This is a genomic window from Kaistia dalseonensis (genome assembly GCF_030814715.1).
GTDB classification, from domain to species: Bacteria; Pseudomonadota; Alphaproteobacteria; order Rhizobiales; family Kaistiaceae; genus Kaistia; species Kaistia dalseonensis.
In genome coordinates this window covers 586,747-602,373 of the sequence record NZ_JAUSVO010000004.1, presented here as the reverse complement: position 1 = coordinate 602,373, position 15,627 = coordinate 586,747, and the positions used below count along the sequence as shown (strand labels likewise).

Annotated in this window: 15 protein-coding genes; 6 read left to right on the top strand and 9 right to left on the bottom strand. The window is 66.0% G+C overall.

Annotated features, from left to right (window positions below; translation table 11 throughout):
• The first annotated feature begins 2 nt into the window (after positions 1-2).
• The 3 genes from QO014_RS16560 to QO014_RS16550 are packed head-to-tail and all read left to right on the top strand — an operon-like array spanning position 3 to position 3,776.
• The gene (locus QO014_RS16560) at positions 3-1,148 is read left to right on the top strand and encodes an ABC transporter permease (RefSeq protein WP_266349818.1); all 1,146 of its coding nucleotides are present in this window, start codon (positions 3-5) and stop codon (positions 1,146-1,148) included.
• 22 nt (positions 1,149-1,170) lie between these two features.
• Positions 1,171-2,817 carry an ABC transporter ATP-binding protein gene (locus QO014_RS16555; protein WP_266349817.1) on the top strand — a complete coding sequence of 549 codons (1,647 nt, stop codon included), beginning with the start codon at positions 1,171-1,173 and terminating at the stop codon, positions 2,815-2,817.
• The gene (locus QO014_RS16550; protein ID WP_266349816.1) at positions 2,814-3,776 is read left to right on the top strand and encodes a 2-hydroxyacid dehydrogenase; all 963 of its coding nucleotides are present in this window, start codon (positions 2,814-2,816) and stop codon (positions 3,774-3,776) included. The genes QO014_RS16555 and QO014_RS16550 overlap by 4 nt, the downstream gene beginning before the upstream one ends.
• Positions 3,777-3,791: 15 nt before the next feature.
• Here QO014_RS16550 and lspA read toward each other — a convergent pair whose 3' ends face one another.
• From lspA to QO014_RS16535, 3 genes are read right to left on the bottom strand one after another with little or no spacing between them, the layout of a single operon-like run.
• On the bottom strand, positions 3,792-4,289 hold the full coding sequence (gene lspA / locus QO014_RS16545; RefSeq protein WP_266349815.1) for a signal peptidase II: 498 nt from the start codon (positions 4,287-4,289) through the stop codon (positions 3,792-3,794).
• 22 nt (positions 4,290-4,311) lie between these two features.
• Positions 4,312-5,151, bottom strand: a complete 840-nt coding sequence (locus tag QO014_RS16540; protein WP_266349814.1) for a TrmH family RNA methyltransferase — start codon at positions 5,149-5,151, stop codon at positions 4,312-4,314.
• Positions 5,144-6,106 carry a class I SAM-dependent methyltransferase gene (locus QO014_RS16535; RefSeq protein ID WP_266349813.1) on the bottom strand — a complete coding sequence of 321 codons (963 nt, stop codon included), beginning with the start codon at positions 6,104-6,106 and terminating at the stop codon, positions 5,144-5,146. Before QO014_RS16535 ends, QO014_RS16540 begins: the two co-directional genes overlap by 8 nt.
• Positions 6,107-6,301: 195 nt before the next feature.
• On the opposite strand from QO014_RS16535, the gene QO014_RS16530 reads away from it, so the two are divergent.
• From QO014_RS16530 to bfr, 3 genes are all read left to right on the top strand, one after another.
• Positions 6,302-6,988 (top strand): SRPBCC family protein, encoded by a 687-nt coding sequence (locus tag QO014_RS16530; protein ID WP_266349812.1) that lies wholly within the window; start codon positions 6,302-6,304, stop codon positions 6,986-6,988.
• 139 nt (positions 6,989-7,127) lie between these two features.
• Positions 7,128-7,379 (top strand): (2Fe-2S)-binding protein, encoded by a 252-nt coding sequence (locus tag QO014_RS16525; RefSeq protein WP_266349811.1) that lies wholly within the window; start codon positions 7,128-7,130, stop codon positions 7,377-7,379.
• A gap of 148 nt (positions 7,380-7,527) precedes the next feature.
• Positions 7,528-8,013: a bacterioferritin gene (bfr, locus tag QO014_RS16520; RefSeq protein ID WP_266349810.1), complete on the top strand. Its 486-nt coding sequence runs from the start codon at positions 7,528-7,530 to the stop codon at positions 8,011-8,013.
• A 96-nt stretch (positions 8,014-8,109) separates the two neighbouring features.
• Here bfr and QO014_RS16515 read toward each other — a convergent pair whose 3' ends face one another.
• From QO014_RS16515 to QO014_RS16490, 6 genes are all read right to left on the bottom strand, one after another.
• Complete coding sequence (locus tag QO014_RS16515) at positions 8,110-9,561, bottom strand: gamma-aminobutyraldehyde dehydrogenase (RefSeq protein WP_266349809.1); 1,452 nt, start codon at positions 9,559-9,561, stop codon at positions 8,110-8,112.
• 19 nt (positions 9,562-9,580) lie between these two features.
• Positions 9,581-10,384: an ABC transporter permease gene (locus QO014_RS16510; RefSeq protein ID WP_266349808.1), complete on the bottom strand. Its 804-nt coding sequence runs from the start codon at positions 10,382-10,384 to the stop codon at positions 9,581-9,583.
• 764 nt (positions 10,385-11,148) lie between these two features.
• A complete protein-coding gene (locus QO014_RS16505; RefSeq protein ID WP_266349807.1) occupies positions 11,149-12,093 on the bottom strand; it encodes an ABC transporter permease in 945 nt (314 codons plus the stop codon).
• The gene (locus QO014_RS16500) at positions 12,090-13,088 is read right to left on the bottom strand and encodes an ABC transporter ATP-binding protein (protein WP_266349806.1); all 999 of its coding nucleotides are present in this window, start codon (positions 13,086-13,088) and stop codon (positions 12,090-12,092) included. The genes QO014_RS16505 and QO014_RS16500 overlap by 4 nt, the downstream gene beginning before the upstream one ends.
• 286 nt (positions 13,089-13,374) lie before the next feature.
• A complete protein-coding gene (locus tag QO014_RS16495) occupies positions 13,375-14,541 on the bottom strand; it encodes an ABC transporter substrate-binding protein (protein ID WP_266349805.1) in 1,167 nt (388 codons plus the stop codon).
• Positions 14,542-14,655: 114 nt separating this feature from the next.
• On the bottom strand, positions 14,656-15,579 hold the full coding sequence (locus QO014_RS16490; protein ID WP_266349804.1) for a LysR family transcriptional regulator: 924 nt from the start codon (positions 15,577-15,579) through the stop codon (positions 14,656-14,658).
• Positions 15,580-15,627: the final 48 nt, after the last annotated feature.

Below are 15,627 nucleotides of genomic sequence, written 5' to 3'. Positions count from 1 at the left end.
GCATGACGGACACCACCATCGCGGCCGTGCCCCCTGCCGTCGCCGCCAAGCGGCCGTTCCTCTCGCCGCTCAACCAGCGCCGCTGGCGTGCCTTCCGCCATCACCGGCGCGGCTACTGGTCGCTCTGGATCTTCCTGGCGCTGTTCGGGATGACGCTCGTCTCCGAGATCATCGCCAATGACCGGCCGATCATCGCTTCCTACAAGGGCGAGATCCTCTTCCCGGTACTGACCGATTATCCGGAGGAGAAGTTCGGCGGTTTCCTCGCCACCACCAATTTCCGCGACCCCTTCATCCAGGACGAAATCCTTAGCCATGGCTGGATGATCTGGCCGCCGATCCGCTATTCTTTCGATACGGTCAACAACGAGATGGCGACGCCGGCCCCCGCCCCGCCCTGGTGGATGATCCCCAGGGCCGATCGCTGCCGCGCCTATCCGCAGGGCGACGCCGACCGCAACTGCACCATCGGCAATTTCAACTGGCTCGGAACCGACGACCAGGGTCGCGACGTCGTCGCGCGGCTCCTCTATGGCGTCCGGCTCTCGGTCCTGTTCGGCCTGGTGCTGACGGTGCTGTCCTCCGCCGTCGGCATCGCCGCCGGCGCCGTGCAGGGCTATTTCGGCGGCTGGATCGACCTGATCTTCCAGCGCTTCATCGATATCTGGACCTCGCTGCCCGAGCTCTACATCCTGCTGATCATGGCCTCGATCCTGGTGCCGAGCTTCTGGGTGCTGCTGGTGATCCTGCTGCTCTTCTCATGGGTCAGGCTCGTGGGACTCGTGCGGGCGGAGTTCCTGCGCGCGCGCAATTTCGAATATGTCCGCGCCGCCCGCGCGCTCGGCGTCGGCAACTGGACCATCATCATCCGCCATGTGCTGCCCAATGCGATGGTGGCGACGCTGACCTTCCTGCCCTTCATCCTGAACGGCTCGATCACGACGCTGACCTCGCTCGATTTCCTCGGCTTCGGCCTGCCGCCAGGCTCGCCCTCGCTCGGCGAACTGCTGGCGCAAGGCAAGAACAACCTCCAGGCGCCCTGGCTCGGCTTGACGGGCTTCATCGTGATCTCCTTCATCCTGAGCCTGCTCGTCTTCATCGGAGAAGCGGTGCGGGATGCATTCGACCCGAGAAAGACGTTCGGCTGACATGGTGGAAAAGAACCCGACAATGCCAGCCGCACCGCCTCAGACCCCTCTCCTCTCCGTCGAGCACCTCTCCGTCCATTTCGTCCAGGGCGAGAACCGGACCGTCGCGGTCGACGACGTGTCATTCACTGTCGGCAAGGGCGAGACCGTCGCGCTGGTGGGTGAATCGGGCTCCGGCAAATCGGTCACGGCGCTTTCCGTGCTGAAGCTGCTGCCCTATCCGGCGGCCGAGCATCCCGCCGGCGGGCGGATCATGTTCAAGGGCAACGACCTCCTCGCCGCTTCCGACAAGGCGCTGCGGCAGGTGCGCGGCAATGACGTGACCATGATCTTCCAGGAGCCGATGTCCTCGCTCAATCCGCTCCATACGATCGAGCGGCAGATCGGCGAGATCCTGTCGATCCATCAGGGCCTTTCCGGCAAGCGGGCGCGCAAGCGCATTCTCGAACTCCTGGCCGAAGTCGGCATTCGCGATGCGGAAAAGCGCCTGACGGCCTATCCGCACCAGCTCTCGGGCGGCCAGCGCCAGCGCGTCATGATCGCCATGGCGCTCGCCAACGAGCCGGACCTCCTGATCGCGGACGAGCCGACGACGGCGCTCGACGTGACGGTCCAGGCGCAGATCCTGAAGCTCTTGAAGGAAATCCAGACCCGCACGGGCATGGCGCTGCTCTTCATCACCCATGACCTCGGCATCGTCCGCAAGATCGCCGACCGCGTCTGCGTCATGACCAAGGGCCGAATCGTCGAGCAGGGCCCGACGAAGGAGATCTTCGAGCATCCGCAGCACGACTATACGCGCCATCTGCTGGCGGCCGAGCCGAAGGGTGCGCCGCCTGCCGCCGACGAGACCGCGCCGATCGTCATGGCGGCCGACGATCTCAAGGTCTGGTTCCCGATCAAGGCCGGCTTCTTCCGCCACACGATCGACAATGTGAAGGCGGTGGACGGCGTCGATATCGCGGTCCGACGCGGGCAGACGCTCGGCGTCGTGGGCGAATCCGGCTCGGGCAAGACCACGCTCGGCCTTGCCCTGATGCGGCTGATTTCCTCGAACGGCACGATCCGCTTCAAGGGCGAACGGATCGACGGGCGCGGCTTCCAGGCGATGCGGCCGCTGCGCCGAAACATGCAGATCGTGTTCCAGGACCCGTTCGGCTCGCTCTCGCCGCGCATGTCGGTCGGCGAGATCATCGCCGAGGGGCTGCGCGTCCATGCGCCGGGGCTGCGAGAGGCCGAGCGCGAGGCCAAGGTCGCCCATGCGCTGGAGGAGGTCGGCCTCGATCCGGCCAGCCGCCACCGCTATCCGCACGAGTTTTCCGGCGGCCAGCGCCAGCGCATCGCCATCGCCCGCGCCATGGTGCTCGAACCCGACTTCGTGATGCTCGATGAGCCGACCTCGGCGCTCGACATGTCCGTGCAGGCGCAGGTCGTCGACCTGCTGCGCGACCTGCAGAAGCGCCACGGGCTTTCCTATCTCTTCATCTCGCACGACCTGAAGGTCGTCCGCGCGCTCGCCAACGAAGTGGTGGTGATGCGGAACGGGCTGATCGTGGAACGCGGCACGGCCGAGCAGATCTTCACCGCGCCGCAGACCGATTATACCAAGGCCCTGATCGCCGCCGCCTTCGCCATCGAGACGGCGCCAGAAGGTGTCGTCTCGCAATGACCAAGCCGAACAGCCTGCCCGGCGTGCTGATCGCAAGCGGCGCCTGGGATCCCGAGCCATGGGCAGCGCCCTTCCGTCCGGAAGAGCCGGCGCGCCCCATTCGCATCTGGCCGGACGTGCCGGATCCGGAATCCATCCATTACGTGCTGGCCTGGAAGTCGCCGGCCGAAGTCTTCGCCAATCTGCCGAACCTCAAGGCCGTGTTCTCGCTCGGCGCGGGGGTTGACCACATTATCGGCGTTGCCGGCTTGCCCGACGTGCCGATCGTGCGCGTCGTCGATCCCGACCTCACGACGCGCATGACCGAATGGGTGGTGCTGCAGGTCCTGCTCCACCATCGCCATCACCTCGCCTATGCGCGGCAGCAGGCCGCCCATCTCTGGAAGGATATCCGCCAGCCGGTGGCCAGCGCGGTGCGCGTCGGCATCATGGGCTTCGGCGCCCTCGGTCAGGCTTCGGCCGATATCCTCTCGCGCATCGGCTTCCAGGTCGCCGGATGGAGCCGCACGGCCAAGCAGGCCGATGGAATCGAGACCTTTCACGGCGAGGCCGGACTCACGCCCTTTCTCAACCGAACCGATATTCTCGTCGTCCTGCTCCCGCTGACGCCTGAGACACGCGGCATACTGAACCGCCGGCTCTTCGCTGAACTCGCTCGCGACGGCGTGCTGGGTGGTCCGATCCTGATCAATGGCGGCCGCGGCGGCCTGCAGGTCGGCGCCGATATCCTGTCGGCGCTCGACGACGGCACGCTGATCGCGGCGAGCCTCGACGTCTTCGAGCCGGAGCCGCTGCCAGCCGACAGCCCCTTCTGGGGCCGGCCCAACGTGATCATCACGCCGCACGTCGCCGCGTCGAGCGAGGCCTCGGTGCTGGCCGACGGCATTCATCGCCATATTCTCGCTTTCGAAGCGGGAAAGCCGCTCGCCAATCTGGTCGACCGGCAACGGCAATATTGAGCCGCGCCGGCGCGGCTATGCCTTCTTCTGCACGAAGAGATAAAACCAGGCGAGCAGCACCGGCCCGATCGTGAGCGCGACATCGGCCAGGTTGAAGACGAAGAATCCCCGTCCGCCAATGTGCAGGTAGAGGAAGTCGATCACATAGCCGTGGATCGCGCGGTCGATCAGATTGCCGACGGCCCCACCCACGATCAGTGCAAAGCCGACCGCGACCAGCGTCCCGCCCTCTGTCGCGCTCTTCCAGAGATAGAGCACGATCAGCGTGACGATCGCCGTGCCGACCACCAGGATCAGGCTGTCGAAGCCGTGGGCGAATGAGAAGGCTATGCCGGTATTGTGGACGCGGTAGAGCGCCAGGATCGGCAGGATGTCGATATATTCCTGATAGCCGAGCTTGGCCTCGGCGATCTGCTTCGTGATCTGGTCGAGGATGACGACGAAGCCGACCAGGCCGAGCCCGAGGCGGGATAGCGGGCCGGGAACGCGGCCTGCGGCCGGTGAGGCGGTCATCGGATCGTCCACCATGCGTCCCCTAACCGAGCTTGAGCTTGTCGCGACGGATCTCGAACAGCATCACGCCGGTCGCGATCGCGAGATTGAGCGAATCCGCGCGGCCGACCTGCGGGATCTTCACCAGATGGTCGCAGGTGGCGGCGAGCGCATCGGGGAGGCCCGACTGCTCATTGCCCATGAAGAGCAGCACCGGCTTGTCATAGTCGACGGCGCGATAGTCTTCCTTGCCGGAGAGATGCGTGCCCACGACGATGCCCGGCCAACTCTTCCGCCAGGCGACGAACTCGTCGACGCTCATGCGGGTCAGCTTCATGTGAAAGATCGAGCCCATCGTGGCGCGCACAGCCTCGACGCCGAACGGATCGACCGTATCGCCGACGAGAATGACGCCCTCGGCGCCGACGGCATCGGCGGTGCGGATGATCGTGCCGAGATTGCCGGGGTCCTTGATGCCTTCGAGCGCGATCCAGACGCCGCTCGCGCTCGGCCTGATCTCGGCCTTCGGCGTCAGCCTCTGCTCGAACACGCCGACCACCATCTGCGGATTATCCCGGCGCGTGATCTTCTCGAGCACGGCCTCGGAAACCTCCAGCACATCGCCGCCGCGCGCATGCGCGACCTGGGCGACGCGGCGCACCACCGGATGCTGGGCGACCTTCGCGCCATAGACGAGGATCTTGATCGGCCAGTCTTCCTCGACGGCGTCGGCCACGAGCTTCATGCCCTCGGTGACGAAGAGGCCGGATTCCTTGCGGTTCTTCGGCAGAGCGAGGCCGCGAATATCCTTGATCGTCGGATTGGTCAGGCTGGTGATGGTCTTGACCGCGCCGGGGGCTGCGATCGGCGAATTGTCAGCCATTGCGGGACCACCTTGAAAAGAGCGACGTCGAGAGCGTGCGCCCGCCACCTTCCTCGCGGATGAGCAGTTCGCCCGATTCGATCGTGCCGGAGAGGCCGGAAAGCGCCTCGGCCGTCAGCTCGTGTGTCGCCATGAAGGAGGCGCGGATCGAATAGGCGGAGAGGCACAGGAAGAGCGCATCGTCGGAGAGAAGCTGGCGGCAGAGCCGCATCATCTCCGGCAGCCGCTCGAAAATGTCCCAGACCTCGCCATTCGGGCCACGGCCGAATTTCGGCGGATCGAGAATGATGCCGTCATAGCGCGAGCCGCGGCGCACCTCGCGCGCGACGAATTTCATCGCGTCGTCGACGATCCAGCGCACGGGGAGATCGGCGATGCCCGACATCTCCTGATTCTCTCGCGCCCAGCCGATCGCCTTCTTCGAGGCGTCGACATGCGTCACCTGCGCGCCGGCCATGGCCGCGACGAAGGAGGCGATGCCGGTATAGCCGAAGAGGTTCAGCACCTTGGGCTGGCGCTTCGCCGCGTGGATCTCCTGTGCGAACCAGGCCCAGTGCATTTCCTGCTCGGGGAAGAAGCCGACATGACGGAAGGCGGTGAAGCGGCCGAGAAAGCGGACCTCGCCCTCACCCACCGCGCGCGGCAGGCGCCAGGCCATCGGCCAGGTCTCGCCGATCGGCTTCCTGTATCGCCAGCGGCCGTCGGAATCCTCGTCCTTCGCGCCGGTAAAATGCGCGTCCGCGCTCTCCCACTCGGCCTCCGAAAGGCGCGGCGTCCAGAGCGCCTGCGCCTCCGGGCGCACGATCCGGTAGCGGCCATAGCGTTCCAGCTTCCGCCCATGGCCGGAATCGATCAGCGCATAGTCGGGCCAGCCCTCGGTTTCGAGCATGAGGGGCCAGCGCGCGGCGGGCTTGGTGCCTGGGTCTTTGGAAATGGCGGGCGGAATGTTTCGCATCGCCGGTTCATAGCCGCCGCGACGCCGAAAGCCAACCACTGCGCGGGCTTTGCCCTCGCGATTGCCGCCTTGCCGTTGCGCTTGCTGCCATGCGACCATAGCTGAAGACGAGACAGGCATAGTCTCGGCGCGAAAGCGCGGCAACAAGACGGACCGGCGGGAAACGCCGGCATCCGCCTCATGGAAGGGCGCCCGATGGACATGACAGGCGAATATCGGATCGCCGCCCGCCGCGAGGCGGTCTGGGCCGCGCTCAACGATCCGGAATTCCTGAAGGCCTGCATTGCCGGCTGCGAGTCGCTGACCTTGACCTCGTCCACCTCCATGGCCGGCCGGATCGCGGTCGATATCGGGCCGATGAAGGGCGTCTTTGCGGGCACCGTCGTGCTTTCGAACGTCAATCCGCCCGAGAGCGCCACGATCAGCGGCGAGGCGGATGGCGGCAGCGCCGGCAGGGTCAGAGGCGGCGCCGATGTGACGCTCGCCGATGATGACGGCGGCACGATGCTGCGCTATGCCATCAGGACGCAAGTCGGCGGCCATCTGGCGCAGCTCGGCTCGCGCAGGATCGACACGACGGCCAGGACCATGGCCGATGATTTCTTCGGCGCTTTCGCCGCAAAACTGGGGGCCGAGGAGCCGACCGTGACCGCACCACCGCTTGCAACGCCTACGCCCGGCGGCGAAGAAGCCGCTGAAGACGAACTGATCGACCGGCTCGAACACCGCGTCGAGGATTATGCCGAGGACGTGGCCGAGGCCGCCGAGGAAGCCGAGCAGGAGGTCGAAGTCGCGGCCGGGCGTGGCTTTCTGGGCGGGCCCTATGTCTGGGGCCTGCTGGTCATCCTGATCGGCCTGGCCGTGATCGTTCTGATGCGCTGAACGGCGCTCCGGCGAACGGCCGAACCGCTTCGGCCCTGGCCGGCGGTTGCACCGCCGCCGGACCATCACTCCCTTGGTTCATGGCCGTGACCGGCGGCCATGACGGACCGGCCATCCGGTCCAGACCCAGACCGCGACCATGATCGTCTGTTCCTGCAACATACTGACCAAGAACCGGATTCTCGAAACCGCCGAGCGCCTCGCGCTCGAGGGGCCGGGCCGGCCGCTGACGCCCGCGCGCGTCTATCGCGCCCTCGGCGTGCGAGCCCAGTGCACGATCTGCTTCGCGCTGGTGCGCAAGATCCTGGCCGATTCCGGATTGATGGTCACCTGCCCCGAGCCGCTCGGCAGCGGCGCCGAGGACGAAGGCGACAGCGCGCTTTTCGGCTGATTTCCCCGCTTCCGGGCACACGCGGCGCTCCTTCGATAAAACTTGACCGGAATGAGAAGGATTGTCGCAGGCGGCATGTCGGGTTTGACCTGCTGTTGGAACGATTCTAGATTTTTGTCCTAGAACAATTCCAGACGGGAGAACCGCCATGAAGGGCGACGCCAAGGTCATCGAATATCTGAACCGCGCCCTTCGGCTCGAGCTGACAGCTGTCAATCAGTATTGGCTGCATTATCGCCTGCTGGATGACTGGGGCTATGCCAAGCTAGCCAAGAAGGAACGGGCCGAATCGATCGAGGAAATGCAGCACGCCGACAAGCTCGTCGCGCGCATCATCTTCCTCGATGGCTTCCCGAACATGCAGGTGCTCGATCCACTCGAGATCGGGCAGAGCATCAAGGAAATCCTGGAAGCGGACCTGCGCGGCGAATACACCGCCCGCAATTACTACAAGGAAGGCCGCGACGTCTGCTTCGCGGCCGGAGACTATGTCTCGATGGCGCTGTTCGAGGCGCTGATGGCCGACGAAGAGGGCCATATCGACTTCCTCGAGACCCAGTTGAGCCTGCTCGCAGACCTCGGCAAGGAGCGCTACGCCCTGCTCCAATCCGCGCCGGCCGACGACGCCGAATAGGCTCGCCAAACCATTTCACGGTGTCACCACCGCCCACGGGATTCCGGGCGATCCGCGAGGATCGTCCGGAATTTCCGTTTTCGGGGTGCCTCGGCCTCAGGCGTATTTCACCATGACGTGGCGCACGACCGAATAGTCCTCCAGCGCATAGGTGGAGAGGTCCTTGCCATAGCCGGACTGCTTCAACCCGCCATGCGGCATTTCATTGGTCAACATGAAATGGCAGTTGATCCAGGTGCAGCCATATTGAAGCTGGGCTGCCGCCGCCATCGCCTTGGAGACGTCCTTGGTCCACACCGAGGATGCGAGGCCATAGTCTGAATCATTCGCCCATTTGACCGCATCGTCGACATCGTCGAAGCGCGTGACCGACACGACCGGCCCGAACACTTCCCGCCGCACGATCTCGTCCGATTGCAGCGCGCCGGCGACCACCGTCGGCTCATAGAAGAAGCCCGACCCCGCGCCGGGCTTGCCGCCCGTGGTGATCTCCATGTGCCTGTGCTCGGCCGCGCGCGCCACGAAACTCGCCACGCGGTCGCGCTGGCGCGCCGAGATCAGCGGCCCGATATCGTTCTTGTCGTCATCGGCATGGCCGTAGCCGATCGTCGCCACCGCCGAGGAGAGATCGGCGACGAGCCGGTCATAGACCTTGGCGCCGGCATAGATGCGGCAGGCAGCGGTGCAATCCTGGCCGGCATTGTAATAGCCGAACGTCTTCACCCCCTCGACCACGGCGTCGATATCGGCATCGTCGAACACGATGACCGGCGCCTTGCCGCCGAGCTCCAGATGGGTGCGCTTGACCGACTTGGCGGCGGCGGCGAGCACCTTCTTGCCGGTCGCGATATCGCCGGTGAGCGAGATCATCGAGACCCTGGGGTGGTTGATCAGCGCATTGCCGACGCTCTCGCCCCGGCCGACGACGACGTTCAGCACGCCCTCCGGCAGGATCGTCGCGGCGAGCCTGGCGAGCTTCAGCGTGGTGAGCGGCGTCTGCTCGGACGGCTTGATCACCACCGTATTGCCGGCGGCAAGCGCGGGGGCAAGCTTCCACGCCGCCATCATCAGCGGATAGTTCCACGGCGCGATCGAGGCGACGACGCCGATCGGATCGCGGCGGATCATCGAGGTATGGCCCGGAATATATTCGGCCGCCGCACTGCCCGTCTGCACGCGCGCGGCGCCGGCGAAGAAGCGGAAGCAATCGGCGACCGCAGGGATCTCGTCGCGCAGCACCGCCGGATAGGGCTTGCCGCAATTCAGCGCCTCGAGCGCGGCGAAGCTCTCGCCATCCGCTTCGATCGCATCGGCGAGCTTCAGCAACAGCCCGGCGCGAACGCCCGGCGGCGTGCGCGACCATGAGGCGAAGGCCTTGTCGGCAGCGGCGACGGCGGCGTCGATCTGGCCGGGCGATGCCTCCGGCAGATCGAGGATGGTTTCGCCGGTCTTGGGCGCCAGCACGCGCTCGGCCTGTTCGGAGCCGGCCTCGAAGGACGCGCCGATCAGCATCTCGGTATCGGTGACGATGGATGTATCGAGGGTCATTTCGACCTCCTTGGTGGCATCATTTCCCCTCGCCCCCGACGGTTTCAGCGTCGCGGGTGAGGTAGTAGGCGGCGAGGATGGGGATCAGCGTCACGGCAATGACCATGACCGCGACGACATTGGTCACCGGCCGCTGGCGCGGACGGATCAGCTCGGAGAACATCCAGATCGGCAAGGTCTGCTGCTGCCCGGCAGTGAATGTCGTGACGATGACCTCGTCGAAGGAGAGCGCGAAGGCGAGCATGCCGCCGGCGAACAACGCCGTGCCGAGTTGCGGCAGCACGACATGGCGGAAGGTCTGGAAGCCGTCGGCGCCGAGATCCATGGACGCCTCGATCAGCGAACCCTGCGTCCGTCGCAACCGCGCGACGGCGTTGTTATAGACGACGACGATGCAGAAGGTCGCGTGGCCGATGACGATCGTCCAGAACGAGAACGGGATATCGGCGAGGTTGAGCGCGGCACGGAGCGCGATGCCGGTGACGATGCCCGGCAGCGCGATCGGCAGCGTGATCAGGAGCGATATCGCCTCGCGGCCGAAGAAGCGATGGCGCGCGACAGCCGCGGCCGCCAGCGTGCCGAGGATGAGCGCGATCCCGGTCGCCATGGCCGCGACACGGACCGAAAGGCCGAGCGCCGCCCAGATATCCGGCCGGTTCCACGCAACGCCGAACCATTGCAGCGTGAAGCCCGGCGGCGGGAACTGGTAGCTCTTCTCCTCGGTGGTGAAGGCATAGAGGAAGATGAAGGCGAGCGGCAGATGCAGAAACAGGAGGCCCGCAATCGCCGCAATGGTGACGCCGAAGGGCGGACGGTTACGCAAGGCGCGCCTCCCCCTCGATGACACGCTCCGCCAGCCCTCTCCCCCCTTGTGGGGGAGAGTTGGAGAGGGGGCCCTTCGCCCGGCACAGAACGCGAGCGGCGCCGAAGTCAATCCGGATAGACCGCATCCTGCCCCGGCGCTCCCCCCTCCTAACCTCCCCCACAAGGGGGGAGGAATGGGACGGAGCTTTGGCGCGGACAACAGTGACACGCTCCGCCAGCTCTCTCCCCCCTTGTGGGGGAGAGTTGGAGAGGGGGGCCTTCGCCGGGCGCAGAACGCGAGCGGCGCCGAAGTCAATCCGGATAGACCGCATCCTGCCCCGGCGCTCCCCCCTCCTAACCTCCCCCACAAGGGGGGAGGGATGGGATAGAGCCCTGGCACGGGCGACAATGACACGCTCCGCCTGCCCTCTCCCCCCTTGTGGGGGACAGTTGGAGAGGGGGGCCTTTGCCAGGCACGGAACGCGAGCAGCGCCGAAGTCAATCCGGAAAGACGGTATCCTGCCCCGGCGCTCCCCCCTCCTAGCCTCCCCCACAAAGGGGGAGGAATGGGACGGAGCTTTGGCGCGGACAACAGTGACACGCTCCGCCAGCCCTCTCCCCCCTTGTGGGGGAGAGTTGGAGAGGGGGGCCTTCGCCGGGCGCAGAACGCGAGCGGCGCCGAACTCAATCCGGATAAACGGCATCCTGCCCCGGCGCTCCCCCCTCCTAGCCTCCCCCACAAGGGGGGAGGAATGGGACGGAGCTTTGGCGCAGACGGCGATTTCACAGCGCATCGAATGCCCCCATGCGCTTGGCGATGGTCAGGTAGATGCCCATGATCACGATCGGGATCACCGAGAAGGCGGCAGCGAGCGGGATGTTTCCGGCGACGCCCTGCTGCGTGTAGACGGCCTGGCCGAGGAACAGCGTCGAGGAGCCGACGATCTGCGGCGTGATGTAATCGCCGAGCGTCAGCGAGAAGGTGAAGATCGAGCCGGCGACGATGCCGGGCAGCGCCAGCGGAAAGATCACGGTGCGGAATGTCTGGCCCGGATTGGCGCCGAGATCGCCAGCCGCCTCGATCAGCGAGCCGGGCACGCGCTCGAGCGAAGCCTGGATCGGCAGGATCATGAAGGGGAGCCAGAGATAGAGGAAGACGAGGAAGGTGCCGGTATAGCTGATCGAGAGCGACGGTCCGCCGACGATCGGCAGCGACAGCCAGAAATCGAGCAGTGGCGTCAGCCCGGTATGGCCGGCAAGCCAGGTCACGACGCCTTCCTTGGCCAAGATCAGCTTCCAGGCATAGACGCGCACCAGATAGCTCGACCAGAGCGGCAGCATGATCGCCAGATAGAACAGCGCCTTCATGCGGCCGCGCGCATAACGGGCGGCGAAATAGGCGATCGGAAAGGCGATCACGGCGCCGAGCAGCGTCACCAGGGCCGCCATCGTCACCGTGCGGATGATGATGTCGAGATTGGCGGGCTGGAGCAGTTCGCCATAGGTCTTGAGCGTGAATTCGCGGACGATCTGGCCGGAAAACTCGTCGATCGAGAAGAAGCTCTGCGCGAGCAGCGCCGCGAGCGAGCCGAGATAGGCGATGCCGAGCCAGGCGAGCGGCGGCGCCAAGAGCAGTGTAAGGAAGAGGCGCGGCCGGCGCATGAACACGTCCGAAAGCCGACGCAGAGGGCCGTTTCGGTCGCCGCCGTCGTCCAGCGCGAGGCTCATGCGCCGCCCTCCATCCGGTGCGCGGCGCCATCGGGAATGGCGAGCGCCACCGTCGCCCCGACCGGAAAGGCCGGGCCGCTCGCCGGCGTCACGACGCCGAGCCGATCCGGCCCGATCGCGACGACATAGCGGCGGTGAGCGCCCTGATATTGCAGGCTTTCGACCTTGCCCGTGAGGCCGCCCGCGCCGAGCACGATCTTCTCGGGGCGCAGGCTGTAGAGACCGGCCGGCAGGCCGAGGCGGATGGCCGCGTCCGGCTCGATCACGTTCGAGCCGCCAACGAAATCAGCGACGAAGCGCGTCTGCGGCCGCTCGTAAATGTCCTCCGGCGCGCCGATCTGGGCGATCTTGCCGGCGTTGAAGACCGCGACGCGGTCGGCCATGGACAGCGCCTCGCCCTGGTCATGCGTGACGAAGACGAAGGTGATGCCGAGGCTGCGCTGCAGGCTCTTCAGTTCCACCTGCATCTGCTCGCGGAGCTTCAGATCGAGCGCGCCGAGCGGCTCGTCGAGAAGCAGCACCTTGGGGTGGTTGATCAGCGCGCGGGCGAGCGCGACGCGCTGGCGCTGGCCACCGGAAAGCTGCGCCGGCTTGCGCGCCTCGAAGCCGGCGAGCTTGACCAGAGCCAGCATGTCGCGCGCCCGCGCCGTGCGCTCGGCCTTGCCGACGCCCTTCACCATCAGGCCATAGGCAACATTCTCGCCGACGGTCATATGCGGAAAGAGCGCATAGTCCTGAAACACGGTGTTGACGCTGCGCCGATAGGGCGGGACGCCCTCGGCATGCTCGCCAAAGATCTCGATCGACCCGGCGCTCGGCTGCTCGAAGCCGGCGATCAGCCGCAGGCAGGTCGTCTTGCCCGAGCCGGACGGGCCGAGCATGGCGAAGAACTCGCCGGCCCGGATTTCGAGATCGACCGCATCCACCGCCCGCGTCTCGCCGAAATGGCGCGAAACGGCGCGGAAACGGACGGCGGGGATGGTGGCATCGGTCATGGAAACGAGTGTCCGTCTATCGGTCTTCTTCGCGGGAAAGGGCTCTTATTTTCTCTCCCCTGTCATTGCCTAGCTTGACCCGGCAATGACCAGCGAGGGGGGCGTCGCGACGGCTGAGCCTCCCGATGGGTCGGCTCAGCCTGATCGGCTCTCCTCGGCCATGCTGCCCCTCTCCGTCATCCCCGCGAAAGCGGGGATCCACTCAGCCGCGAGGCATTTCGGCTGCATGGATCCCGGGTCGCGCCATGCTTGCCCGGGATGACGGCCTGTGTTGCCGAGGCGCGGCTTACCGCCCGCCAAGGATCGCGATGTAATCCGTCGCCCAGCGATAATAGGGCACACAGGTTCCCTGGCTTTCGCACTTCGACACCGGCGTGCGCCAGAAATGGATCTTCGCGAAATCGTCGGCGCCATTGGTGGCGCAGCCGGTATCGCCGAGCAGCGCATTGCCCTTGCAGGCGGCCGGAACCGACGGCACCGAGCCGAACCAGGCGGCGAGATCGCCCTGGACCTTCGGCGCGATCGAGTGCTCGAGCCACTTGTAGGCGCAGTTCGGATGCGGCGCGTTGGCGTGCATCATCGTGGTGTCGGCCCAGCCGGTGGCGCCCTCTTCCGGAATGGTCGAGGCGATCGGCTGCTTGTTGGCCACGAGCAGATTGACCTGGAACGGCCAGCTCGACGAGGCGACGAAGCCCTCATTGGTGAAATCGTCGACCTGCACCATCGCATCGTGCCAATAGCGCGGCACGATCTTGCGCTGGGCGCGGAGCAGTTCCAGCGCCGCCTTGTACTGGTCCTCGTTCAGCTCATAGGGGTCCTTGATGCCGAGCTCGGGCTTGTGCGCCATCAGATAGAGCGCCGCATCGGCAATATAGATCGGTCCGTCAAAAGCCTGGACACGATCCTTGTTGCTCTTGCCGTCCGGCAGGTTCTGCTCCTCGAAGACCACCGACCAGCTCTTCGGCGCCTCCTTGAAGACATTGGTGTTGTACATCAGGACGTTGGAGCCCCACTGATAGGGCACGCCATAATGCACGCCGCCGACCGTGTGCCAGGGCGATGCTTGCAGGCGCGGATCGACCGTGCCCCAGCTCGGGATCAGGTCGGTGTTGATCGGCTGCACCGTCTTGCCGGCGATGAGGCGGAGTGAGGCGTCGCCCGAGGCGGTGACGAGGTCGAAGCCGCCCTCATTCATCAGCGCGACCATTTCGTCCGACGTGCCGGCGGTCTTCACCGTCACCTTGCAGCCGGTGTCCTTCTCGAAATCGCTGACCCAGTCATAGGCCTTGTCGGTTTCGCCCCGCTCGATATAGCCGGCCCAGGCGACGATGGCGACTTCGCCCTCGCCCGGCCCGATCGCCTTCAGGGCTTCCTGCGAAAAGGCGGCTGAAGTCTGCGTAAAGACCAAGGCGGCCGTGGCGACGCCAGCGGCAATCCGTCCGATGCTGCGCATGTCGTTCTCCCTGCGATTGAACCGGAGCAGCCGCTGATTTTTGCGCGTGATGCCCGGAGCCAGAGAACAGAATGGCGTCAAACCGGCTGAATTCGCCAATACAAAAAACAGAACCTAGAATTCGGAAATTCCGAATGATCGGCGGTCCTGACGCTGCGTCCGGCTGATGGTGATGAAGTCGGCTGCCGCCATGGCAGTATCCGAGCCACGGCGCCACACGATGCCGGTCTTGACCATGGGCAGCGGTTCGGCCGCCAGGCGCGCCTCGATGCGGTCGCCTTCGAGCGACCAGGGGCGATAGACGAGATCCGGCAGGATGGCGATGCCGGCGCCGGTGCCGACGAGGCTGCGCACCGCCTCGACCGAGCGGGTGCGGAACGCCACTTTCGGGCGGAAGCCGTGCTCGCGCCAGAAGGCCTGCGTCGTCTCCTCGATCTCGTCGACCGAGAGCATGACATGCGGCTCGTCGGCGATCTCGTCGAGCGGAACGGGATGGGGGCCGGCGAGCCGATGGCCCTGCGGCAGCCAGACGCGATAGGGCGTCTCGCCCAGCATCTCCATCTGCAGCGCCTGGTCGACGGGCCGGTCGGGCATGATCATCACCGCGACGTCGAGTTCGCCATTGATCAGCAGGTGCTCCAGATAGTCGCTCGTATCCTCGATCGCCGAGACCGTGACGGCCGGATTGGCGCGGCGGAAGCGGGCGAGCAGGTCGGAGAGCACATAGCCCGCGACCAGCGCGGTGACGCCGACCGTCAGGCTGCCGGAGATCGCCACCTCGTCGCCGAGCGAGCGGCGCGCATCGGCGACCGTCTCCAGGATGCGCTTGGCATGGCGGAGGAATTGCTGGCCCTTGCGCGTCAGCGCCATGCCGCGGCCGGAGCGCTCGATCAGCCCGACGCCGAGATCGCCCTCGAGCTCCTTCACCGCCTCGGTAACGGTCGATTGCGAGACGGACAGCTGCTGCGCCGCGCCGGAGATCGATCCGGTATCGGCGACGGCGATGAAATATTGCAGCTGGCGGAACTTGAAGGCCATGCAGCGAGGGAAGCAGAAAGGAACGCCGTGGGGAAGCGCGTCGCAGAG